This window comes from Arthrobacter sp. NtRootA1 (assembly GCF_019976975.1).
Classification (GTDB): Bacteria; Actinomycetota; Actinomycetes; order Actinomycetales; family Micrococcaceae; genus Arthrobacter; species Arthrobacter aromaticivorans.
Map to the genome: position 1 here is coordinate 4,183,040 of NZ_AP024630.1, position 23,439 is coordinate 4,206,478.

Here is a 23,439-nt window from a genome sequence, read left to right on the forward strand (position 1 = left end):
GAGCCAGCGATAACCACCTGGTAGAAGTACCCATGGCCTTCACGGGACGCTTGATCTACGATTAATCTAATCGATGGAGTAAAGCCCAAGTTTCCCAGGAGCCCCATGCCTTCCAGTCTTAGGTCCGGTCAGCGCCGCGGCACGCCCCCTTCCCTCGCGGGAGTTCCGGCCTCCCGCGACCTCGTGGTCGATCTGATCCGGGTCTCCTGCATGTTTGCCGTGGTGGCCGTCCATTTGCTCATGATGGGGATCAGCGTTGATGGCTCCGGGATCGGCGTCGGAAATCCTTTGACATCACTGAGCTGGTTCGCCCAAGGCACGTGGTTCGGTCAGGTCATGCCACTGTTCTTCGTCGTGGGTGGATTCGCTTCGCTCACCTCGTGGCGCAGTCTTCGGCGTAAGGGCGGGGATGCCGGCGACTACCTGCGTAACCGCGTCCTGCGACTGGTCCGCCCCACAGTTGCGTTGTATGCGTTCCTCGCGATTACATTGTGGACCGCGACGGCGGCAGGTGTCCCTAGTGGCCTGCTGACAGTTATCGCTGCGGGCGCCGGAGTGCAGTTGTGGTTCCTTGCCGCTTACCTGATCTGTCAGGCAATGGTGCCCACGATGGCGAAATTTCACGAGGCAGCTCCTTACAAAACCGTCGCAGCGCTGGCCGCGGGCGCCGCCGTCGTCGATGTCCTGCGACTGGGGCTGGAACATACTCCGTGGGGTTTCGACTCGAACCCCATTGGCTTGGTGAACATGGTGTTCGTCTGGGGCTTGCTGCAGCAGTTCGGGTTCTTCTACGCGGACGGCTTCTTTCATCGGTTTGCCCGCTGGAAGCTCGTCGCGGCAGCAGTCGGCTGCTATGTCGCCCTGGTGCCGCTCACGCACGGCGGCCCCTATCCCGTGGACATGCTGACCAGCCAGAACCCGCCGATGTTCCCGCTGATCCTTGTAGGTCTGGCGCACGTCTTGCTTGTGAAGGCCGCGTATCCCCTGCTTCAGCGTGCTGTGCAGTTGGCATGGATTCAGAAAGTGATGTTCGTGGTGGGTAGCCGGGCGATGACTATCTATCTTTGGCACCTGCCGCTGATCATCGCCATGTTCGGGATCGCCTTGGTGCTTCGGCTTCCCTTCCCCGAGCCTGCCAGTGCGGAGTGGTGGCTGAGCCGGCCACTGTTCTACGTGGCAGCCTGGGTTCTCGTTCTGCTGGTGTCCACGCCCTTGGTCCGCTTGGAACTCGCGAGCACTGCGCTGGCGCCCGGTGCTGCGAGGCCGGCAATCTGGCGCATCGCAGTTGCTACAGCGCTGGCAATCATTCCGCCGTTCGTCGTGATGCGGACGGCATTGGATACCGCAAATGCAACGTGGGGATTGGTGCTGCTGGTGGTTGCCGTGGCACTGGTGACGGGGCGTCGTCCGGACAGGAAGTGGAAGACTCCCGTTGTCCTTGAGCGCGTGGCTCAGGAGCGCGCGGCTTCCTGACCTACTTTCAGCTTTCGTCGGCTTGGAAACAGCCTGAATGGGTTGATTTGCGGCCTGACCAGCCTCAAACAGGGTCCGGAAGCAACGTCGCCCGGTACCCCAACCAAGAATTGGAGCCTAGTAGTTCCGCCGGTGCTTCAGCCTGGGGATTGCGACGGCGAACACGGCTGCCGCTGCGAAGCCCAGGACGCCCGTGGCCCAGACGCCGGCGGCGAGCGAAATGGCAGCAGCCAGGGCGGACAACAGCACGGGTCCGCCCGTGGCACCCGAGTCAGCAATGAACCGCCAGATGCCAAGGAAGTGGCTCCTTCCGTTATCCGGGGAGAAGTCGGCGCCCAGTGTCATGATGAGCCCGGAGCTAATGCCGTTGCCAAAGCCAATCAGCAGGGCAGCCAGCAACAGTGGAACGAACCCGCCAGTGAACGGAATGAGGATCAAGGCCGTCCCCATGATCACTGTGGAAGGAACCGCCACCCATTGCCGTCCCTTGCGGTCCATGAGCTTCCCAGCTGGATAGAACACCAGCATGTCGATGGCGCCGGAGAGGCCGTAAATCAGCGATGCTTGCGTCGCATCCATGCCCAAGTGGTCGGCCCACAGCGGGATGACCACTTGGCGCGAGGCACGCAGCGCGCTGAGCAGCAGAATTCCGAAACCCACGGACAGGAACACACCGGCATGCGAGGCAGCTACATTGCGCAGCGTTGACGCCGGAATGATCGGTCCGCCGTCGGATGTAGCGGGAGCCACCAAGTCCGGAATGGTGAGCGACAAAGCAGCAGCTGCCATCATCCCGACAAAGCCAACCCAGTACGCCCCGCTGATTCCGGCGAACTGCATCACCCCCGCACCTATGAACGGACCTATAAAGATTCCGATCCTCGTGACTCCGCCCAAAGTCGACAGCGCACGGGCGCGGAACATCACTGGGACGGCCTCGGTGAGGTACTTCTGCCGGGCCAGGTTGAAAACGCTCGCAGACATACCCACCAACGTCATAGCCGCGGCCAGCAACCAGATTCCGTGCTCCATTTGTGGAGCGAAAGCTGCCGCGCCGAGCGCGAGGGCTCCTACGGCACCTGCCCCAACAATCGCCCAGCGTTCGCCGAACCTCATGGTGATGAGCGATGCCGGAATATTGAATAGCCAGGACCCCAGGCCGATTAGAGTCACGATCAACGCCGAGACTGCCACGGATGCTCCAAGATCACGCGCCGAGAGCGCGATCACCGGAAGAACCGCCCCCTCGCCGATACAGAACAACAGCGCAGGCCCGAAGGCCGGTAACGCAATGCTGCGGAGGCTGAAGTTTTGATCTTCCTGGGTGGTTGTCATCCCCTTCATCCTAGGACTCCAGCCCAGCCGCCTCGCAGTTGTTGCAGTTCCGGAAGTCCGGAACCGCAACAACTGCTCGCGAGCCTAGGCCTCGTCCAGGCGATTAGATGCGGTTAGCAGTTGCCTTCCGATGACCGCCTGCCGAGAGTGCCAAGCCGGTGAGGAGAAGGCCAACTGCCCAGAGGGTGAAGCTGCCGTCCAAGCCCGTAGTGGCCAGAGAATTGGAACTCCCGACGCCGGTCGCAGCGCCCGCTGTCAGCGCACCCAGAGTGCCGCCTGCGGTTACCAAGCCGCTACCCAGCTGAGCACCGCCGATTCCGGTTGTCCCGACGCCGGCATTGCCGAATCCGGCCCCACCGATCTCGATACCAGGGTTGTTGGTGCCCGTGTTGGCACCGCCCAACCCAATTCCGCCACTACCAGCAGGCTGGTTAACTTCCGGCGGATTGACGACTGGAGGGTTGACCACCGGCGGATTCTCTACGGGAGACGTGACCGCCGGAGGATTCACCACAGGAGGATTCCCTGCCGGAGGGGTGACCAGGGGAGGATTCACAAACGGCGGCGTGATGGCGCCAACTGAAGCTCCACCGATGCCAAGCGACGTGGAGTCGACAGTGATGGGAGCCGTGATCGGAGCAACCAGTTGCGTACCGGAAAGGATCCCGTCACTTCCACTCGTAGTGCCACTTGGTGCGGTTCCCGCTGGGGCCGTCCCACCGGACGTACCAGCTGTGCTGGCCGACGAATCACCCAGCACACCAGCCGACGTCGAACCAACAGTCACCGGAGCGGTAACCGGAGCAACCACCTGAGTCCCGGAAGCAACGCCATCCGATCCGTTCGTGGTGGACCCTGATGTCGTACCCGTCCCGGAAGTACCGGTTGAGGTCCCGGTGTTGCTAGCCGACGAATCACCCAGCACACCAGCCGACGTCGAACCAACAGTCACCGGAGTAGTAACCGGAGTAACCACCTGAGTTCCGGAGGCTACGCCATCCGATCCGTTCGTGGTGGACCCTGATGTCGTACCCGTCCCGGAAGTACCGGTTGAGGTCCCGGTGTTGCTGGCCGACGAATCACCCAGCACACCAGCCGACGTCGAACCAACAGTCACCGGAGCAGTAACCGGAGCAACAACTTGGGTTCCGGAAGCAACGCCATCCGATCCATTGGTCGTCGCACCGGGTGTAGCGGCAGCAGGCGCGCTGCCTGCATTCGAGGGTGCGCCGGACGTGGCCGATGAATCTCCAGCCACACCCGCGGCAGTGGCTCCGATGTTAACAGGGACCAATATCGGAGCCACTACCTGAGCGCCGGATGCGATGCTATCTCCCCCCGACGTTGTTGCCTGCGCTGGCGCTTGGGCCGGCGCAGAACCTGATGTTGCTGCTGGTGATGTCGTTGCCGATGAGTCCCCCAGGACACCCGTCGACGTCGATCCCACCGTTACGGGGATCGTCACCGGTGCAACTACTTGGGTACCGGAGGCTGTGCCTCCAGTACCGTTGGTGCCAGCCGCCGTCGAACTGCTTGTTGCAGTTGGAGCGGCAGGTTTGGCTGGGCCCGTCGCAGTGGAGCCCCCCAGCAGACCCACTGATGACGAGCCCAGGTTTATGGGCGCTGTTACGGGCGCGACTACCTGTGTCCCGGAGCCAACGCCGTTGGAACCGTCGGTGCTGGCAGCGGGCGCCGTCCCTGCAGCCGGAGCGGCTGCTGGCGCCTTTGTGGTTGAGGAAGAATCTCCCACGAGGGCCAATGACGTCGCGCCTATGTTGACTGGCGCTGTCACCGGTGCCACCACCTGTGTACCGGAAAGGGTTCCGTCCTTTCCACTGGTCGTATCCGCCGCGTTGGCCGCGGTCCCGCCGAGGGCAATCAAGCCTCCGGCAAAGCATGTGCCGATCAGGCACCTGCGAATTGTCGAGTTCATTGTGATCTTCTCCTGAAGGTCGTGTTCCCATAGACGTCCGATGACGGATCGTCCGGCTAACCATCGGCCGCATGTAGAGGCGCGGCTGGGTTGGGGAACTAGTCAGGAGATGAGCCGGGATCGAAAGAAACCGGCTTTGGATGATCTTCATTGCTGGCCGCTGCTGGACCAGAAAGTGTGTCTGCAGGGACGATTAGCGCACCGTGCAGGAAGGCTGCGGCAGGGCTTGGTGGCCCATTTTGTGAGGTACCCGAGCCCGCGCCCGTGACACCAAAGGGTGCCGCGTCCGGATCGGCAGGCAGCTCGGATGGAGCGTCAGGTTCGACGATGACAGAGGCGCCGGTTATCGCACCGGGTGAAGCAGAAGCAAAGCCTCGCGCCAGGACAAAGGCCAGTGAAACGTCGGCATTGAGGCTGGGCGGGGTCGTCCCGAGGGGCACGCCAGTAGATTCCGTGGCCAACCCTTCGGCCGTTGAAGTCCCTGTTGAGCTCCCGACGGCGGGTGGCGGCACAGCTCCCGCGCCGGGCGTCGTGGGGAGCATAGCTCCGTCGCCCCCCAATAGCTGCGGAAGCAGGTTCCCGGGTCCAACAATCGGAGGCAAGGCGTTGCCGACAGGCGCGAGGATAGTGTCGATGACCCCAACGATGGGGACTACAACCGGGTTGCTCACGTCCGTCACGGGGTCGAGGCCAGCCGGTTCCAGGACATTATTTACCGGAGGAACAACTGCCTCGACGGTGTCGTCAACGGCGCCAGTGACAGGTTTGACTACCGTCTCCACAACGCTGCCGACCGTATCGCTGGGAACAACCCGATGAACCACGGGGACTGTGGCTATGACTTTGTCAGCGGAGTCCGCGACGTGCTCAACCACCGGCGTCACAGCAGGAACGTGCACGGTTATCGGTTGCGCCGGGACCACGGCTTTGGCGGGAGCCGGCAGGGGTACGTTCGGTACCAGGACAGTGACGACGGGCGCGGAGGGCTTAGGCCCAACGGAAGTAGCAACGGACGCGGCCGCCTTCTTGACCGCACCCGTTGCAGCACTGAGAGTCTTGTTGGCTTGCTTGCTTACGCTGTCGGTTGATGGAACGACTGACGACACCGAAGACGTCACTCCATCCAACAGCGAGTGGTTATCGGTGATCCCGGAATCGGCGCTGGCGGCCGTCGCGGACAATGCCATCCAAATTGCGGTACCGGCGCCAGCGATCATGACGGAGCGGAGAATCTGAGTAGCGCGCGGAAATACGCGAATGGCCTTCATCTCGACACCCCCCAGGTAGCCGCAAACCGATGGTCGACTTCATCCTAGGACTGGTCTGACCCAATAGTCCATGGGGAGACGGTAATCAAGATGACAAATTTATAAGGAACCTTCATTTATGAAGAAGGATAGAAGCCAGTCTTCCCGGGGCCAACGTCGGGGGTTGCCAGGGATCCGCCAGCAGCCCTTCCGTGCTGGGCGTTGGTCTCCTGGAGCCGCTTGATGAACCAGCGCGACTGCTCCGGTCCATAAGGAAGCACCGGGATGGCCTTGGTTGCATCGTTGGGCATGTCGCGGATGGACTGTGTTGCCTGCCGCACTGCAGTGCTCATGGTGTCGGCCATGGTCTTGACGAATTCGTCGCTCGCAGGCTTGCCATGGCCCGGGACCAGGAATTCGTAGCGGTGACGCAAAGCTGAGATGTGCCGGAGGACGTCCGCCCATTCCTCGGGATACGAGTCCTCAAAGGAAGGATGTGCGCCCTGCTCAACGAGGTCCCCGACGAACAGGGTCGAGTTGGTCCCCACCAAAAGGTCACCATCCGTGTGGGCGCGGCCCAGGTAGAACAGTGTTGCGGTAATTCCGCCAAGGTCCACCAGAACAGGCTGGTCGCCGACGATCGCGTTCGGAACAACGATGTCGACGGCGTCACCCTCCCCCGCGGCCATCTCCGGTTCGTTCGTGGCGACGAAGCGACGCTGATTGTCCGCGTCACGTTCGATGGTTGCCGCACAGTTGGCGTGCGCCCAGAACTCCGTCACGCCGTCGTCAGCAAAAACAGCGTTACCGAAGAAGTGGTCGTAATGGGCGTGCGTGTTGACTACCACCAGCGGAAGCTGGGTCTTTTCGCGGACAGCAGCGAGGATCTCGCGGCCTTGGCGCGGGCCACATCCGGTGTCGATGACCATGGCGAGCTCACTGCCCACCACGAGCCCGGTGTTGAGTAAGGACCCCTCGGTCTCCAAGACGTAGTTGTCTGTACCAAGTTCGTGCCAAGCTGACAATGAGTTCTCCGTATCCAATGCAATCCGGCGATGTTCAGGCCTCGATTCTACCCATGCCCAGCTGGGAGAAGCCGGAATGACCCGGCGGCAGGTGAACCCGGGGGCCGAACTATACGATGGCTGTCATGACGTTCCAGCCGGACCCAATCTGACGGGCAGCAAGCCAACCACCAGAACCGTCACCGGGGTACAACCACAACACCCCGGACCCGTTGCGGGCAACGACGTCAACCTTGCCGTCACCATCAAAGTCGCCGGGGCCTTCCATCGCGGTCATGACATTCCAACCAGAACCAATCTGGCGGGCAGCAAGCCAACCACCTGTACCGTTACCGGGGTACAACCACAAAACGCCGGATGAGTTGCGAGCAAGAACGTCAGCTTTGCCGTCCCCGTCGAAATCTCCGGGACCATCGATAGCGGTCATGACATTCCAACCCGAACCGATCTGGCGGGCAGCAAGCCAGCCACCTGAACCGTTACCGGGATAAAGCCACAAAACTCCATTGGCATCCCGGGCGATCACATCGGCTTTGCCGTCCCCATTGAAGTCACCGGGTGCCTCGATCGCGGCCATCCCGTTCCAGCCAGTACCGATCTGGCGGGCGGCAAACCAGCCACCGGACCCATTGCCCGGGTACAACCACAAAACACCATTCGCATCCCGCGCGATGACATCCATTTTGCCGTCACCGTTGAAGTCGCCGGGGGACTCAATGGACGTCATGGCATTCCAGCCTGCACCAATCTTGCGGGCTGGAAGCCAGCCACCGGAACCGTTGCCCGGATACAGCCACAAAACACCGGCGGTGTCCCTGGCAAGAACATCACTCTTGCCGTCACCGTCGAAATCAGTGATTTTTTGGGTGGAAGTCTTGAAGGTGAACTTCCACTCGGCCACTGCCGCAAGAGCAAACGAATAATCTGTCAGAGCCCTGGCGGTAACAGTCACTGATCCGCTGCCGGCATAGGTGCCAGCGGCAAGAACCTTTCCGCCAACCAAGTATTCAACGCCGGCCGACGTGGGAATCGTGTAGGTATCGTTCGAGGTGCCGTCCCGGTCAATGAATACGACTGCTGCAGGCGTCACGGGAAGATGCCCACCAAACGTTGTGAGGGCTGCAGTGGCATCAATCAGACCGGCGCCACACCCGGCGGAACAGCCAGCAGGAAGTGGCCTCGAGGTCTGCTTCAGTTGTTGTTCCAAGTGCTCCGGAGTCAGGGTGATGCCCTCAGCCGAATAAAGGAGAGCCGCAAGGCCCGCCACGTGAGGGGCCGCCATGGACGTACCCTGCATGAACGCGTAGCCTGGCGTTCCCTGCGTGGTTGTCCCGGAGTTGTAGGTGGACAAGATACCGTTCAAGGCTGAGGAACTCATCTCGCCGCCGGGAGCAGTTACATCCACAACGCTGCCGTAGTTGGAGTACGACGCCTTTGCTCCTGTCCTGTCGCTGGCGGCAACCGTGATGACGTTCTGGCAGTTTGCAGGGCTGGAGTCTGCCGCGGGCCGATTGGAATTCCCGGCAGCGACTACCACGGCAGCGCCAGCGTTATAGGCGAAATTGATCGCGTTTTGATAGGTGGCAGAGCACGGCTTGATGCCACCAAGGCTGAGGTTGATGACGCGTGCCGGGTTGGTGTTGATTGGAGCCCCGGCAACAACGCCGCCTGCTGCCCAAATGATTGAATCCGCGATGTCCGACGTATAGCCGCCACAAGCACCCAATGCCCGCACCGGAAGGATTTTTGCCTTCGGCGCCACGCCCGTTACTCCGGTGGCGTTGTTTCCGATGGCTGCAATTGTTCCCGCCACGTGGGTTCCATGCCAGGAAGAATTTATCTGCGGGCTCCCCACTCCGCATTCATTTGCCGTAGACCAATCGCCAGGGTCTGTAGGGTCTGCATCCCTGCCGTTCCCATCCCTTGCATCGGCGGCATCGGACTTCATGTCATAGCCGGGCAACACATTGGCGTTGAGATCCGGATGGCTCGTGATCCCGGAGTCGACTACGGCGACGACTACGCCTTCACCGTGATTGTATTGCCACGCCCCGGAAGGCCGAATGCCGGCCAAATCCTCTGAGAGATCCCACTGCGTTGAATAGTAGGCATCGTTCGGATCAGCAGCCACCTGCATGATGTCGTCAGCTTCGGCGTAGGCAACGTTCGGATCCGCACGAAGGGTTTTCAGGAATTGCTCGGCTGTTGCCCCTGAAAGTGCCTTGCCAAGTTTGATGACCTGCCCGCCCGCTGCGTTTTGGTGCGCGCTTTCGGCAGCCACTCCGAGCTTGGTGGCCGCGCGATCTGCAGCCTGCTCCGCCGTCGCCGCAGCCGCGGCTGCCTTGACGTTGTCCCGAAGCCCGACAATGAACTGGTCCGTCGCCACTTCAAGTGCCGGACGCAGTGATTGCGGTGGGCTGGGGATGATGTCATTGTCTCCCGCTACTGCTGGCTGAACGGCCAGTCCCCCGGTAATGAGGAGCGTGGTCAACGCGAAGCCGACGGTCCTCAAGGATCGCATTGCGGAGTTTTTTACCATGGGTTGGGCATCCTAGAACGGCGACTGAGCACGGTAAGGCTGGGTCGCGGGCAACTGGAGACCACCAGCTGACCCCCACAGAAAATTGTACGCAGAGTTGGTGGCACTCTCCGCCAGTATTTTGTGAGGATTTCCCGAGGATTTGCACCACAAAGAGCAGGACCCCGATCACCTGAATCGGGGTCCTGCTGCGTGGCCGTCGTTCTGGGGCTTACATATCCGCGAGCGCTCCACCAGGGTTCTCGATGGCGTCCGCGACGTACCGGAGGAAACCGGCGGCGGTCTCGCCGTCGCACACCCGGTGGTCGAAGGCGAGGGTCAACTCGGTAACCTTGCGGACGGCAAGTTCGCCGTTTACCACCCACGGCCTGTCGATGATGCGACCCACGCCGAGCATCGCAACTTCCGGGTAGTTGATGATCGCGGCCGAACCATCTACGCCGAACACACCGTAGTTGTTCAGGGTGAAGGTGCCTGAGCCGAGCTCGGTTGGAGTGGCCTTACCTTCACGCGCCACGGTGGTGAGGCGCCGGATCTCGGCGTCCAACTCGCGGGCGCTCAACTGGTGCGCGTTCCGGACAGACGGGACCACAAGACCGCGATCCGTCTGTGCTGCGAAACCGAGGTTGATTCCGTCAAAACCGACAATCTCCTGGGAGCCGTCCTCCCCGACTTCAAAGCGCGTATTAAGGGCCGGGTACTTTTTTAACCCAGCCGTGACAAAACGGGCGATGAAGGCCAGCAGACCAGGCGTGTCATGCGGAGCGCGCTTCTTCAGTTCAGCCCGCATCTCAAAGAGAGCCGTCGCATCCACGTCCACCCAGACCGTCGCCTCCGGGATCTCCGTGCGGCTCTTGGTCATGTTGGCTGCAACTGCCTTGCGAACTCCGCGAACCGGAGTCCGGGCCGCGACAGCCAGTCCCGTACGGGAATCGAGGTCGCCCCCGGCAACGGCGGCCGAGGCTCGACCCTCCGCCTTCGCTGCAGTACGAGCCGCAGCAGGAGCTTCCGGTGTAGAGATAGCAGCTTCCACATCCCGGCGCATGATCAGCCCACTGGCCCCCGAACCCTCGATAGTCTCAAGGGAAACACCATGGTCCCGGGCCATCTTCCTGACGAGCGGCGAGATGACCGCGCTCAGCTTGCCGGGGATGCGCGTTCCGGCGACTGCCGGTTCCGAAGCAACCGGAGTCTCGGCCAGGGTCTCCTTTTCGCGATCGACGACGCCGACGCTCGCCTTTCGCGGGCGGGTGCGGCCTCCGGTCACGCCACCAGGAGTGCCGTATCCGATAAGTACGTTGCCGGAACCAGCTTTCTCCTCGGTGCGATACGTCTCGGCCGCCGCATCAACCTGGGGCGAGGCCACGATCCCGGTCGAGACTGCATCTTCGGCAGAGGATGGAGTCTCCGGCGCAGCGGGAGCGGCGCCCGAACGAGCGATCGAGATCAGCGGCTTGCCGACGTCGAGGGTTTGGCCGGCCTCACCGTGAAGCTCTGCCACCGTGCCCGCGTAAGGCGAGGGCACCTCCACCATGGACTTAGCTGTTTCGACTTCAGCGATCGGCTGATCGACCTTGATTTCGTCACCGACGGCGACGAGCCAATTCACGAGTTCGGCCTCGGTAAGGCCCTCCCCCAGGTCCGGCAGGCGAAATACCTGCATATCTGAGCTCATGGTCAGTCCTCCCATTGAAGGTCGTCGACGGCGTCGAGAATGCGATCGACGCTTGGCAGGTAGTAGTGCTCCAACTTGGGTGACGGGAACGGAACATCGAAGCCAGTCACACGGCGGATCGGTGCGGCGAGGTAGTGGAACGCACGCTCTTGGACACGCGCCACGATCTCGGACGACACAGAGGCGAAGCCGTGCGCCTCGGCGATCACGACGGCGCGTCCCGTCTTACGCACAGACGCGCAGACGGTTTCATCGTCGAAGGGGACAAGAGTTCGGACGTCAATGACCTCGAGCGAACGGCCCTCTTCGGCCGCAGCGGCCGCGGCTGCGAGCGCAGTGGGAACGGAGGGACCGTACGCAATCAAGGTCGCGTCAGTGCCCGGACGAGCAACAGCCGCGCGGCCCTCGGTGGAGGTGCCGGCGTCGTGCTCTGCGCGCAAGGCGTCCAGGTCCACCTGGTCTTTGGACCAGTAGAGCTTCTTGGGCTCCATGAACATCACGGGATCATCCGAGTCGATGGCTTCGCGGAGCATGCGGTAACCGTCCGCAACGGTGGCTGGTGTGTACACCTTCAGGCCAGCGGTGTGGGCGTAGTAGGACTCGGAGGAGTCGCAGTGGTGCTCCACTCCCCCGATGCCGCCGGCGTACGGAACGCGGATGACCAGGGGCATCTTAAGCTTGCCCTTGGTTCGGTTGTGCATCTTGGCGACATGGCTGACGATCTGTTCGAACGCCGGGTAGGCGAACGCATCAAACTGCATCTCGATGACGGGGCGCATGCCGTTGATGGCCATTCCGACAGCCATGCCGACGATGCCGGATTCTGCCAGCGGGGTGTCGAAGCAGCGCTGCTCGCCGAACTCGGCCATGAGGCCGTCGGTGATACGGAAGACACCGCCCAGCATGCCGACATCCTCGCCGAAGACCAGCACCGAGGAATCGGCACGCATAGCATCGGCCATTGCTGTGTTGAGCGCCTTGGCCATGGTGATGGACTGAGGGCCGCTCGCCTCAGCGGTAGCTGCAGCGGACGCGGCGGCGCTTGCGGTGGCAGCGCTGACGTTGCCGTTGACGTTGGTGGTGACGGTCATTTTGCGCTCTCCGTTCCGTGATTTTCGGCGCTTTCGGCGCGGGCGAGTTCGTCAGCCAGCAGTTCAGACTGCTCTCTCAGCTGCGGGGTGGGCTTGGAGAACACGTACTTAAAGAGGTCCAGCGGCTGTACGGGGACGTCTTCACCGAGGCCTTCGCGCAACTGTGTAGCCACGGCTTCTGCATGTTCGGCAATGCGTTCATTGGCGGCGTCGTCCAGGAGTCCTTTGCCGGTGAGGTAGGACTTCATTCGGGTCAGCGGATCCTTCGCTTGCCATTCGGCCACCTCGCTGTCCGGGCGGTAGCGCGTAGCATCGTCGGCGTTGGTGTGCGCCTGCATGCGGTAGGTGTGGGCCTCGATCAGGAGGGGTCCGGAGCCTTCGCGGGCCAGCTTCACTGCCCGGTCCATAACGGCGAGGAGCGCGACGAGGTCGTTGCCGTCCACTCGCTCACCGGCCATTCCGTAGCCGACAGCCTTGTGGGCCAGCGACGGCGCCACCGACTGGTGGCTGAGCGGAACGGAAATCGCGTATTTGTTGTTCTGCACGAAGAAGATGACCGGTAGGTGGAAGACGGCCGCAAAGTTCAGGGCCTCGTGGAAGTCACCCTCACTCGTGGCACCGTCGCCGCACATTGCCATCACCACGGTGTCCTCACCGCGGAGTTTGGCGGCATGCGCGACGCCGACGGCGTGCAGCAGCTGTGTGGTCAGCGGGGTGCACTGGATCCCGACGTGGTGCTTCTTGGGGTCGTAGCCACCGTGCCAATCACCGCGGAAGATCGTCATCGCTTCGACAGGATCCACACCACGGGTCATCACTGCGACGGCGTCGCGATACGTCGGGAAGAGCCAGTCACCTTCGCTGAGGCACATGGCAGCCGCCACCTGACAGGCTTCCTGTCCGTGGCTTGAGGGATAGACAGCCATACGGCCCTGCCGGACGAGCGCAGAGTTCTGATCGTTGACGCGACGCCCGACGACGAGCTGCTCGTAAGCGGCCATGAGTTCAGCATCGCTTGGCGTGGGGTACTCATGGCCGGGTTCGGTGCCCTGCTCTTCGTGGGAGCGGAGGGTCCCATCCGGATTCACCATCTGAATCTGGTGCCGGGCCGGCAGCATGTAGTCCTCAACGCTGATGCCGAATTTTCTCTGAACGTCAGCAGCTTGGTCCTCTACTGCCGCTTCCGGCGCAGTGTGGTCTGCGTGGATCGTCATTGGTCCGTCCTTCTCTAGCCACTATGTGCTTCCAGTATGTTCCGGGGAGCTGTTTCGTATCCAGCTTTCGCTCAAATCATGGAAGAGCATGCAGGAAGTGGTTATTCTGAAAGACGAATTGCAAATGTGAGCTGGGTAACGAGCCAGTCCCGTAGACGAATTGGAGACCACGTGAACGAGACCGAGGCGGAGCAGACTGCCGTTCCCCTGGACGATGTTGACCGGGACATCATCCGGGAGCTCACAACTGACGGCCGGATGTCCATCACCCAAGTGGCCGAGAACGTGCACATCAGCCGGGCGCACGCTTACTCACGCATTGCCCGGCTGACCGGCGAGGGGGTTTTGACCAAGTTCACGGCGTTGGTGGACCCGATCAAAGCCGGACTGCGATCTTCGGCCTACGTCACACTCAAGGTCCAGCAGCATTCTTGGCGGGAACTGAAGGAGCACCTGCGGGCGATTCCCGAGGTTCACCACATCGCCCTGGTGGGCGGCGACTTTGACGTCATCCTGCTGGTCCGGGCCACTGACAACATTCACCTACGCCGTGTGATCTTCGACCAATTGCAGTCCATGGAGGGAGTCCTGGATACCCAGACTTTCCTGGTCTTTGAGGACGTCGATACGCGGTAACTGCCCGAGCGGCAGGAGCCTCGTACCGAACGCACATTCGGGGACCATAGACTGTCCCCGTGCCCCTCAAAACCGCCTCCGTCACACGCGCCGCTGCGCGGCTTGCTGTGTCGGTTGTGGCTATCGCGCTGCTATGGCTGATTGCCGCTTTCCAGTTCTTTTACAGCCCTCCGAGAGCAGTGCCTCACCGCACCGACGCAATCGTCGTTTTGGGCGGGTTAAGTAAGGAACGACTTCCAGTGGCTCAGGAACTCCAGGAAAGCCTGGACATCCCCATTTTCGTGGTCTCGACGACGGGCCTGTCCGGCAACGTTGAGGGTGATGCTTTGTGCCATGAAGACGACGACCCGGATTTGATCTGTTTCCGTCCCTCGCCGCTGAACACCCGAGGTGAAGCCAGAGGCCTTTCGGAGCTGATTGCTCAGAACGGATGGAAGTCCGTCACCGTGGTTACGTCCGACTATCACCTCCTTCGCGCTGGCACCCTCATGCGCCAATGTACGTCTGCTGAGGTCCAAATGGTCGGCTCACAACCCGACCTTTCGGCGGGAGCATGGCTGGACCGATTCGTCGTCGAAACAGGCGGCCTCATCGACGTGTGGATGCAGCCGGAGTGTTCTTCTCACTAGTGGAACACTCGCGGATTTAGGTTCTAAAGCACAAATTTCATGTGACAGACTTCGTTAATTCCTACGGAACCCTGCAAGAGAACTGTCACAAAATTTCGTTGACTTTCAGACGCATCTTCGCACGTGAAGGATTTCGTCAAGTTCTTGAATTCGACAGGCATGCCCGTCATCCTTTTGCCATAGGTCCAAGGTCTCAGCCCTACGAGCCCAAGGATCCTCCGTGGCAAAGTTTAAAGCAGAGACGTACTACTTCAGCACGAGCAATGCCCGACATCTAACTGCCAGCATCTTGGCCGCTTTCGTCTTGGTGATGGGTTTCCTTCACGGATCCACAGCCCAAGCCGCGCCCTCCCCGGTTTACCCCATAAGCGGCTACTTCATTTTCGGCAGTACCAGTGATGACGCCAACTTGAAGAAACTGACGGATATTAAGTCCGTCGGCGGGGATACGATCATCACCTTCGGTTCTCAGATCAAACCAGCAACATCCGCTTCCGCGCCGGCAGGCTGCACCATTTCGGGCGTCAACTGCGTGACTGCTGCTACCTCTGGGGTAAGTGTGAATCGATACTTCACCTACGCCGACGGCAACACATGGGGCGCGCCTTCTCTCGCGTGTCCCCGCGACAAGACTGTGACGAGTGGATCCACCGTGTACACGGTCATGGTTATCCCCACCCAGGGAACCGGATGCAACTCGTCCAATAATTTGTATGACGTCGTCATCATCACCAGCGGGACCGCCTCGATCTCTGTCTCTGTGGCCAAGGCCGCTACCACGTTGGGGATGAAGTTTTACGCGGGAATGCCCGCTCCTGTGAAGAGAACAGACATCACGTATCTTGTCGACTTGTCATACCAGTCGACATTCACGGCTTTCACCAACCGGTTCCTGCAATTTCAAGGAAAGGTGAACAACGTTCCAGGCTTGACGGGCTATTACCACTACACGGAAATGCCCGTAGCCAATGGCGCTATATGGGATTCAACGCTCGCTGTCTATGACATCCAAAATCGAGCAATAGCCCAGTATCAGCCAGGTCGCTCCGCGCTGGTGAGCCCGTATATCGATTCACGCAAGGAGCTTGCTGGGCATATCACGCCGGATAACGCTCGAGCAGCTGTGAGAAATATTGCTGAGACTGCGAATGGAGTCCATCTGGCCATCGCCGTTCAGGATGGGATGGGCACCGGGAAGGGGGGATCGTTCTTTGGCCACGAGAGCGGAAATAGCGTGGACCAGTATGCGGCCGCAATTGTCGGCAGTGGAACATGGGGCAACAAGTACGCCGCCCCAACCCGCGATTACTTCCTTGCAATGGCGGAAGGGGTCGAAGGCACCGACGTCGAGCTATGGGCCAACATGGAAGGAATGGCGCCAGGCACCAGCCAGAACCCCTGCGACGGCAACTACCGCGGCCAGAGCACGAAAGCGCGACATGACCGACAGTTGCAGCAGATAGGGAACTATCCGGTCAAAGTTATCTCCTATATGTGGGATCCGTTCTACACCTGCAAGGGGACCTGGGCACCGATGGTCGAACAGATGAGGGCTGGCAGCATGACGCCAGTCATTACTGACTCAGTCTTCTACGGCAACGGCGATGTACTCGTCACAGGTCAAAACTTGAGTGGTGGCACCATCCAAGTGAAATGGACAGATGCATACGGACGGACCTTCGATAAGACCGTGCCTGCCTCGAGTTACAACCCGAGCTACGGCAAACAACTGGGTATGAATCCACGCTTGGAATCCGTAACGGCAAAGCTCGGCAAGACAAGTCTTGGCTCCGGAAAGTATGTCTACATCAACGTGACGAACGGCTCCGGCGTCAGAAACGACGCGCCGTATTCTGATCGAGGCTAGATCCCTACGGAAGCGGGCGGCTTGCACAGTTTGTGCGAGCCGCCCTTCAATGGCGACTTCGCGCCTTGTCGCCAAACAAATAATCCATGCCGCTGACAGTGCGGCTGGGAGGGCCTCGTCTGCCCAAATATGGTCCCTTGCTGCTCGGATGCAACAATTGTGCGTGGCCATGTTCCGTCTGGACGCAGCTGAGGAGTGAAGACGTGACAGATATTGTCCGCCAAGCGGCGGCACCTTCGCCGTCCCCACGACACATGCGCAAACGTCGATTCCTGGGGGATGTTCCCACATCTACTTTGTCCGGCAATCCGGGCACCGTAGATATCGCTCGTTCAGAATCCAGGCTCTCAGCCTCTCCGAAGCCGGCGCGGCCTGCCGGCGGTGGCACTGCGCCCAAACCCACGGCTTCTTCTGTACCGAGCATTAGTACCGGATCACGGAAAGCCAGCCCCCGGCAAAAGCGGCTGGTAGCCCTGACCATTGTGATACTCGTCTCTATCAGCATCCCGCTACTGGTACTGACCTTGATGTTTGCAGGTTGAGGCATGTTGGGCGTCACGCACAATTAATCACCTCGATTGGCTGTGCGATAGCATCGGTTGATCAGCCATTGCCTTCCCGGGGGAATCCATGCAAATCGTCATGCCAATTTTCGGTACTCGCCCGGAAGCCATCAAAATGGCTCCGATCGTCACCGCCCTTCAACAATCTACCGATTTCGATTGCGTAGTGACTGTCACAGGCCAACATCGCGAAATGCTGGATCAGGTCAACGAACTCTTCGGGATTATTCCAGACCACGACCTGAACATCCTTCAGCAGCGTCAGTCGCTGTCGGCGATTATGACCAGGACCATCGATGGCCTGGACAAATTATTCAGCAGCAACAAACCCGATGCTGTCATCGTTCAGGGTGACACCACGACGTCGACTGCTGCCGCCATCGCGGCTTTCTATCACGGTATCCCTGTTGTTCATGTCGAAGCCGGGCTTCGAAGCGGCGACTTGTACTCTCCATTCCCGGAGGAGGCGAACCGTAAGATCACCAGCCAGATCGCCAGTTTGCATCTCGCCCCAACCAGCACCAGTAAAGCCAATCTGCTGGCGGAAGGCATCAACGAGGGTGACATCGTCGTCACCGGAAACACTGTGATCGATGCACTCCTCACCACAGTCAATAAGAATGTCCCTTTCACCGATCCAAAGCTCGAAGAGCTTGCAGCCAGCGGCCGCCGGATCCTTCTGGTCACCACGCACCGCCGCGAGAATCAAGGTGACGCCATGCGGGGTGTAGGACGCGCTTTGGCCCGAATAGCCGAGGCTGAACCGGATCTTGTCGTGGTACTTCCCGCACACAAGAATCCAGTCGTGAGAGAAGCAGTCCTGCCGGCAATCGAAGGTAAGGCAAACGTGATCGTCACTGAGCCTTTGGCTTATGGCGAATTCACACGGATGCTGTCCCTCGCACACATAGTCCTCACGGATTCCGGTGGAGTTCAGGAGGAAGCACCCAGCTTGGGAAAGCCTGTCTTGGTGATGCGCGACAACACGGAGCGTCCCGAAGCTGTTCACGCCGGCACCGTCACTCTCATCGGCACGGACGAGGAGACGATCGTCAAGGAAGTTGATCGGCTGCTTAATCAGCAGGACGCATTTGATGCCATGGCAAATGCTGTAAACCCCTACGGTGACGGCCAAGCTGCCGAACGCACGGTTGCGGCAGTGGCGGAGCTCCTGGGAGTAGGGACCAGAGTGCCGGAATTCGGCACCGAAATCCAGATAGTCCGCTAGATCGACGGCGATGCCCCTCGCCAACAATCTAGATCACTCCCCCAAACCCAGAAATTGGAGTCAAGCGTTGCTACGCAAACTCTTTGACCGCCAGGAAATACAACCGCACAGCATCTGGACCGGCGAGGACACAGCTCAGCCGCGATCTTTTGTGCTGCTCGACTCAAACAGCGACCCCGACGCCCACTTGGTGCTGCGCAAACGGCCTTATGAAGTGCGCCTGCAGGTGGTTCCAGGCTCGGAAGTGACCTCCACCTTCCAAACAGTCAGCAATCCCGATCAGCACGGCACTAAATCCGGGATTATCTGGGTGAAGTTCCTTGACTCGAGCGGCACTGAGGTCCCTAGCAGGGGACGAATCAGCAAGGGCCGCCAGGGCAACTACGTCTACATCGTTCCGAACGCTCTCGGTGTCTCTGAAACTACGTTGTACATCCCTATGGACTGCACCGAAGTAGTACTCGGCTTCGCACTCTGGAAGGGCTATGCCGGTAGCTTGTCCTTGACAAACGCAGTTCGCGTACGACACAACGTCCTCCCGCCCTTTTCGGAATCCCGCCAATCCGGCGCCGGAGATCTCCGGTCGAATCGGATATCCGTCTCCCGTGAGCACGGCACTGCGTCCGAAGTGGGTCTGGGCAGGGAGCCGCTCAGCCTCGACATTTCGACACTTGACGCCAAGCACTTAAGAGTCCAAGGCCAATTCGTAGGTTCCGAGCCGGTTGGGCTCAGGGATGCCGTGGCCCTCTTCAGGTTCGCCGATAAACACGGGGCTGAAGTGGGAAGTTTGACGGACATTCCCCGTGGTCCCGTCGGCGAATACATCTATCTGGTGCCGGATTCCTCTGGTGCGTTTTCGTTCGAGGTCCATGCCCCCTCAGATTGCGCCACTGTACGGATTGCTTTCGCGGCCTGGCATGCGGAGCCAGGCAAACTCAGGATCTTGAATGCCTTGGACATCGTCGAGTTGGGGGCAGAATCCGCTGACGATCTCCGCCCAGGCTTCGGTCCTCCCCAGACCAATGGCAAAGCGTTGCAGTTCAATCGATTGCATGAGCTCGGAGCCAACGTGGCGGTGACTTCCCGGGCTCGATGGGCGAGGATTCCACTGGCCGACACAAAGGGCCCCCAGATCCAGGTTCAATTCTCGGTAATTCCTCAAGTCGAAGGGTTGTCCAGGAAGAGCGCGCTGGCACTCCTGGAATTTGCTGACAAGGACGGTGGCCGGATTTGCCCCGCCGGCCTCCCAACATCCGAGGAGTATGCCTACAAGTACATCGACGGGCGCCGCCCAAACGATGTGTCACTGACATTAACCGTCCCTCGAGGCGCTACAGAGATTCGTGTAGGTACGGTGCTCTGGGAGGCGGCCGCGGGAGAGCTGCTGACGAGCAATCAGATTTGGGTAAAGGCACTTTCAGCGTCGAAGCAGGTTCCAGCCAAGAAAAAGGCCGGGGGTACTTCCACAGTCGCCGTAATCGATGACGCAGACGAGGCACCACGGCGGGCCAGGGAATTGAAGGTCGCCCTGATTGCAGACGAATTCACCTATAACTGCTTCAAATACGAGTTCAACCCGATCGTTATCGAGCCTCACAACTGGCGTGAGCGTTTTGAGGCAGACCGGCCCGATATCTTTTTCTGTGAGTCTGCATGGTCGGGCGTGGACAGTGAAAAGCGGCCGTGGAAGGGCCGCATCTATGCGAGCTCCAACTTTGCCCGGGAGAACCGTACCGAACTCCTTGAGATTCTGGAGTGGTGCGACAACGAGGACATTCCAACTGTCTTCTGGAACAAAGAAGACCCCACGCATTTCGATGACAAGGTCCACAACTTCATCGACACAGCGGTGAGGTTCGATCACGTTTTTACCACTGACGTGACCTGCGTTCCCCGCTATGAGGAAGAGTACGGACACTCCAGTGTTCATTGCCTTCCATTTGCTACACAACCAAAGCTTTTCAATCCGATAGAGACTTCCCCGAGGGACCAAGGAGTCTCGTTCGCAGGCAGTTGGTACGCAAACCACCTTGACCGTTCCAAAGAGATGGAAGTCATTTTCGACCAGATCCTCGATGCCGGCATGGACCTCCGCATCTTCGATAGATTTTGGGGATCGGAGGATGAGCTACACCATTTCCCCGAGCGCTATCGTCCCTTCACCAACCCTGCCGTTCCCCATTCAAAAATCGCCGACGCCTACAAGTCGACGACGCTTGGTCTCAACATCAACACCGTGACCTCGTCGCCCACTATGTTTGCGCGCCGCATATTTGAACTCATGTCCTGCAATACTTTGGTTGTCTCCAACTACTCCGAAGGCGTCGCGGAATTCTTCAAGGGCCGGATACTGTTTGCCGGTGACGGCCATTCAGACGTTCAGGACCTGGACGCGGCAACTGCGGATCGCGTCAGGCACGCCGCCCTCCATGACGTTCTTGCACATCACACGTATGAACGGCGTTTCGAACAGATCCTGGACAGCATCGGCTTTGACTACGCCAAATCGCACCGCATGATCACCCTGGTTTGTCCAGTGGAAAGCGAAGCTGAACTCAACCAGGCTATCGCCCGCCAAGGTGAGTATGTCGACGTCGTCGATCGGGTGGTCATCGTTCTGGGACGGAGCTTCCAGAAGAGCGACGCATCCTATTTTCAGGCCAAGTACGGCCGCTTTGGTGTCGTGATTCTGTCATGGGCCTGGGCTGTCAATGAATCTCTGGACCCCAGCACGTTTATCAGCGGCGATTCGTTTGCCTTCATTTCACCTGATTCGACGGTCAGCGCAAAGGCAATTTACGAAGCCTCACTCCATCGCGCTTACGTCGACGGTCCCGTGGTGATCCAGTCCGGGGAACCGTACCGTTTCAGCGCCCAGCACGCCGTCGAGGACATTGTCGCGGGCCCGGCCTTCTTCAAGAAAGCCGTCGTCAACTACGGTAAAACCATCTCTGACAATTTCTACCTCGTCTAGGGGTTGAATCAGCCATTGCAAATCCTTGAGGATTCTCCGGATATGAAGCTCAGCATTGTTGTCCCTTGTTACAACGCAGAAACCAAGATCGGCCTCTGCCTGGAGTCGTTGGAGGGCATCGATCTTCCTGAAGACTCCTTCGAGGTTGTCTTTGTGGACGACCACTCCACCGATGGAACGTTTGCCTTGCTCGAGGAGAGGGCACGGGCACATTCAAACTGGCGGGTCGTGGCATTGACCTCCAACAGTGGTTCGCCCTCACGCCCCCGCAACGTTGGTATGTCCAAAGCTGCCGGGGAATACGTGTTCTTCCTTGACTCGGACGACGAGATCCTGCCGGACGCACTTCGGCAGCAGCTGGAACTTGCCTCGCAGGAAGATTCAGACATTGTCCGGGCCTCCTTGTACACGGTGGAACGAGGAAAGAAACCCCAACTGGTTAACAGGGTGGTGGGCTTTCACACTGCAGCGTCCAGGACTGAGAAGATCGCCAAGATCGTGCGAGATCAAAGTACGACAAACTCGTCGTTGATCCGTCGCAGTCTGCTCATCGACAACGGCATCATCTGGCCGGAGCATCTGCACATGGGAGAAGACACTGTTTTTCTCAATACTGTCCTGTCTGTATCTCAGAACATTTCCTACCTTGATGAACCAGCCATCATTTACCACAAGACCATCGGATTTGTTCGATCCACAACGCAGCAATACGGTGCTCGCGAGCTGGCTTCGCATCTCGAAGTATGGGAGAGCGCCGAGTCCACCCTCGCACACGTTGGTCTTAGCTACATGGAGATCAGAGGCCACGTCGCGCTTAGGGTTGCGCTCGAATCCATTTACAGGTTCAACCGTGGTGACATTGATGCCGGTCTGTTCTCAAAGCTTTCCCATCTTGTCCAAGACAACTGGGAGGCCATCAGCGGCAAGCCATATCGCGCCCGAATCCGTGAGACGCTCGAAATTATCAACAGCGGCAATTACGAAGGCTTTCAGCAGAACATTAAACAGCGTGTCCTCATCGCCGGTATGGATTTGAAATTCATTTCTCCTGCTATTCCATCCCTTCGCGAGCACTACGATGTGAAGCTGGACGAGTGGACCGGGCATGATTCCCACGATGAGAATCAAAGCCGGGAGCTTCTGGAGTGGGCAGACGTCATCTTCTGCGAATGGCTACTGGGCAACGCAGTTTGGTACGCAAACCACAAGAAGGCGCACCAACGTCTGATAGTCCGGCTCCATCGATTTGAACTCAATGCGAGGTTCGGGCATCTGGTGGATCAATCCAAGGTGGATTGCTTCATCTCTGTGTCACTTCACACCAGCGAAGACATGATCCGCACGTTCGGCATGGACCGAACGAAGGTTCGAATCATCCCGAACTACCTCGACGTCAACGCCTACAAAACCAGTAACGATCCAAGCAAGACCCAGAAGCTGGCAATGGTGGGCATGTTGCCCAAATTGAAGGGCTACCACCGCGCACTTGAACTTCTCCATTACTTGAATGCCCACGGCGAGTACTCCCTCACCGTCTTTGGGAAAGGGCCGCATGACCTCCCGTGGGTCTACAAGAACCCTGTGGAACGCGAGTACTACGAGCAATGTGAGCAGTACATTGTGGATCACAACCTAGCCGAAAAAGTCACCTTTTCCGGCTGGGTGGACACTAAGACGGCTTTGGCTGACTTTGGCTTTGTTCTGTCCCTCAGTGACTTGGAGAGTTTCCACGTCGCCCCTGGAGAGGGATTCGCCTCAGGAAACCAGGGAGTTTTTCTTCCTTGGCACGGCGTGGACTACGTTTACCCCGAGGACTACATTTTCGAGGATGTCTTCGGCATCCGCGACTACATCCTCGAGAACCAGGATCTGGACGTATTCAATAAGAATGCAGAGCCAGGCCAGCGTTTTGTTCGTGAACGGTACTCGCTCGAGGCTTTCATCTCCCTTGTTCAGGAAGCCTTCGAAGAGGTCTAGACGGACGACGCCAGAGCCGGCGCTTCTGCGTCA

General features: G+C 59.6%; 17 protein-coding genes. 9 read left to right on the forward strand and 8 right to left on the reverse strand.

Annotated elements, in window-relative coordinates:
• Positions 1 to 105: 105 nt before the first annotated feature.
• Complete coding sequence (locus LDN90_RS19020; RefSeq protein ID WP_223946682.1) at positions 106 to 1,473, forward strand: acyltransferase; 1,368 nt, start codon at positions 106 to 108, stop codon at positions 1,471 to 1,473.
• A gap of 117 nt (positions 1,474 to 1,590) precedes the next feature.
• On the opposite strand, the gene LDN90_RS19025 is transcribed toward LDN90_RS19020, so the two are convergent.
• Both LDN90_RS19025 and LDN90_RS19030 read right to left on the reverse strand, forming a co-directional pair.
• On the reverse strand, positions 1,591 to 2,808 hold the full coding sequence (locus LDN90_RS19025; protein ID WP_223946683.1) for an MFS transporter: 1,218 nt from the start codon (positions 2,806 to 2,808) through the stop codon (positions 1,591 to 1,593).
• Between the two features lie 103 nt (positions 2,809 to 2,911).
• The gene (locus tag LDN90_RS19030) at positions 2,912 to 3,760 is read right to left on the reverse strand and encodes a hypothetical protein (protein ID WP_223946684.1); all 849 of its coding nucleotides are present in this window, start codon (positions 3,758 to 3,760) and stop codon (positions 2,912 to 2,914) included.
• Positions 3,761 to 3,818: 58 nt separating this feature from the next.
• On the opposite strand from LDN90_RS19030, the gene LDN90_RS19035 reads away from it, so the two are divergent.
• Both LDN90_RS19035 and LDN90_RS19040 read left to right on the forward strand, forming a co-directional pair.
• Positions 3,819 to 4,121 carry a hypothetical protein gene (locus LDN90_RS19035; RefSeq protein ID WP_223946685.1) on the forward strand — a complete coding sequence of 101 codons (303 nt, stop codon included), beginning with the start codon at positions 3,819 to 3,821 and terminating at the stop codon, positions 4,119 to 4,121.
• A 12-nt stretch (positions 4,122 to 4,133) separates the two neighbouring features.
• Positions 4,134 to 4,757 (forward strand): hypothetical protein, encoded by a 624-nt coding sequence (locus LDN90_RS19040; protein ID WP_223946686.1) that lies wholly within the window; start codon positions 4,134 to 4,136, stop codon positions 4,755 to 4,757.
• Positions 4,758 to 4,839: 82 nt separating this feature from the next.
• On the opposite strand, the gene LDN90_RS19045 is transcribed toward LDN90_RS19040, so the two are convergent.
• From LDN90_RS19045 to pdhA, 6 genes are all read right to left on the reverse strand, one after another.
• The gene (locus LDN90_RS19045; protein ID WP_223946687.1) at positions 4,840 to 6,009 is read right to left on the reverse strand and encodes a hypothetical protein; all 1,170 of its coding nucleotides are present in this window, start codon (positions 6,007 to 6,009) and stop codon (positions 4,840 to 4,842) included.
• 116 nt (positions 6,010 to 6,125) lie between these two features.
• Complete coding sequence (locus LDN90_RS19050; RefSeq protein ID WP_223946688.1) at positions 6,126 to 7,013, reverse strand: MBL fold metallo-hydrolase; 888 nt, start codon at positions 7,011 to 7,013, stop codon at positions 6,126 to 6,128.
• A gap of 109 nt (positions 7,014 to 7,122) precedes the next feature.
• The gene (locus LDN90_RS19055) at positions 7,123 to 9,534 is read right to left on the reverse strand and encodes a S8 family serine peptidase (RefSeq protein WP_223946689.1); all 2,412 of its coding nucleotides are present in this window, start codon (positions 9,532 to 9,534) and stop codon (positions 7,123 to 7,125) included.
• Between the two features lie 229 nt (positions 9,535 to 9,763).
• Positions 9,764 to 11,227 carry a dihydrolipoamide acetyltransferase family protein gene (locus LDN90_RS19060; protein WP_223946690.1) on the reverse strand — a complete coding sequence of 488 codons (1,464 nt, stop codon included), beginning with the start codon at positions 11,225 to 11,227 and terminating at the stop codon, positions 9,764 to 9,766.
• A 2-nt stretch (positions 11,228 to 11,229) separates the two neighbouring features.
• Positions 11,230 to 12,318, reverse strand: a complete 1,089-nt coding sequence (locus tag LDN90_RS19065) for an alpha-ketoacid dehydrogenase subunit beta (RefSeq protein WP_223946691.1) — start codon at positions 12,316 to 12,318, stop codon at positions 11,230 to 11,232.
• Complete coding sequence (gene pdhA / locus LDN90_RS19070; RefSeq protein ID WP_223946692.1) at positions 12,315 to 13,532, reverse strand: pyruvate dehydrogenase (acetyl-transferring) E1 component subunit alpha; 1,218 nt, start codon at positions 13,530 to 13,532, stop codon at positions 12,315 to 12,317. Before pdhA ends, LDN90_RS19065 begins: the two co-directional genes overlap by 4 nt.
• A 171-nt stretch (positions 13,533 to 13,703) precedes the next feature.
• Here pdhA and LDN90_RS19075 point away from each other — a divergent pair, with 171 nt between their 5' ends.
• The 6 genes from LDN90_RS19075 (at position 13,704) to LDN90_RS19100 (ending at position 23,406) form a co-directional block, all read left to right on the forward strand.
• Complete coding sequence (locus LDN90_RS19075) at positions 13,704 to 14,168, forward strand: Lrp/AsnC family transcriptional regulator (protein ID WP_223946693.1); 465 nt, start codon at positions 13,704 to 13,706, stop codon at positions 14,166 to 14,168.
• Between the two features lie 59 nt (positions 14,169 to 14,227).
• Positions 14,228 to 14,797 (forward strand): YdcF family protein, encoded by a 570-nt coding sequence (locus LDN90_RS19080; protein ID WP_223946694.1) that lies wholly within the window; start codon positions 14,228 to 14,230, stop codon positions 14,795 to 14,797.
• Positions 14,798 to 15,086: 289 nt separating this feature from the next.
• Positions 15,087 to 16,664 (forward strand): hypothetical protein, encoded by a 1,578-nt coding sequence (locus LDN90_RS19085; RefSeq protein WP_223946695.1) that lies wholly within the window; start codon positions 15,087 to 15,089, stop codon positions 16,662 to 16,664.
• A gap of 630 nt (positions 16,665 to 17,294) precedes the next feature.
• Entirely contained in the window at positions 17,295 to 18,455 is a 1,161-nt protein-coding gene (wecB, locus tag LDN90_RS19090; RefSeq protein ID WP_223946696.1) for a UDP-N-acetylglucosamine 2-epimerase (non-hydrolyzing), read from the forward strand.
• Positions 18,456 to 18,522: 67 nt separating this feature from the next.
• The gene (locus LDN90_RS19095; RefSeq protein WP_223946697.1) at positions 18,523 to 21,429 is read left to right on the forward strand and encodes a glycosyltransferase; all 2,907 of its coding nucleotides are present in this window, start codon (positions 18,523 to 18,525) and stop codon (positions 21,427 to 21,429) included.
• A 42-nt stretch (positions 21,430 to 21,471) separates the two neighbouring features.
• On the forward strand, positions 21,472 to 23,406 hold the full coding sequence (locus LDN90_RS19100) for a glycosyltransferase (RefSeq protein ID WP_216926436.1): 1,935 nt from the start codon (positions 21,472 to 21,474) through the stop codon (positions 23,404 to 23,406).
• Positions 23,407 to 23,439: the final 33 nt, after the last annotated feature.

What these genes read in the sequence shown, in the direction of transcription:
- LDN90_RS19020 (WP_223946682.1), top strand. Translation starts at nt 106, where the DNA reads ATGCCTTCCAGTCTTAGGTCCGGTCAGCGCCGCGGCACGCCCCCTTCC.
- LDN90_RS19025 (WP_223946683.1), bottom strand. Translation starts at nt 2,808, where the DNA reads ATGACAACCACCCAGGAAGATCAAAACTTCAGCCTCCGCAGCATTGCG.
- LDN90_RS19040 (WP_223946686.1), top strand. Translation starts at nt 4,134, where the DNA reads ATGCTATCTCCCCCCGACGTTGTTGCCTGCGCTGGCGCTTGGGCCGGC.
- LDN90_RS19045 (WP_223946687.1), bottom strand. Translation starts at nt 6,009, where the DNA reads ATGAAGGCCATTCGCGTATTTCCGCGCGCTACTCAGATTCTCCGCTCC.
- LDN90_RS19055 (WP_223946689.1), bottom strand. Translation starts at nt 9,534, where the DNA reads ATGCGATCCTTGAGGACCGTCGGCTTCGCGTTGACCACGCTCCTCATT.
- LDN90_RS19060 (WP_223946690.1), bottom strand. Translation starts at nt 11,227, where the DNA reads ATGAGCTCAGATATGCAGGTATTTCGCCTGCCGGACCTGGGGGAGGGC.
- LDN90_RS19065 (WP_223946691.1), bottom strand. Translation starts at nt 12,318, where the DNA reads ATGACCGTCACCACCAACGTCAACGGCAACGTCAGCGCTGCCACCGCA.
- pdhA (WP_223946692.1), bottom strand. Translation starts at nt 13,532, where the DNA reads ATGACGATCCACGCAGACCACACTGCGCCGGAAGCGGCAGTAGAGGAC.
- wecB (WP_223946696.1), top strand. Translation starts at nt 17,295, where the DNA reads ATGCAAATCGTCATGCCAATTTTCGGTACTCGCCCGGAAGCCATCAAA.
- LDN90_RS19100 (WP_216926436.1), top strand. Translation starts at nt 21,472, where the DNA reads ATGAAGCTCAGCATTGTTGTCCCTTGTTACAACGCAGAAACCAAGATC.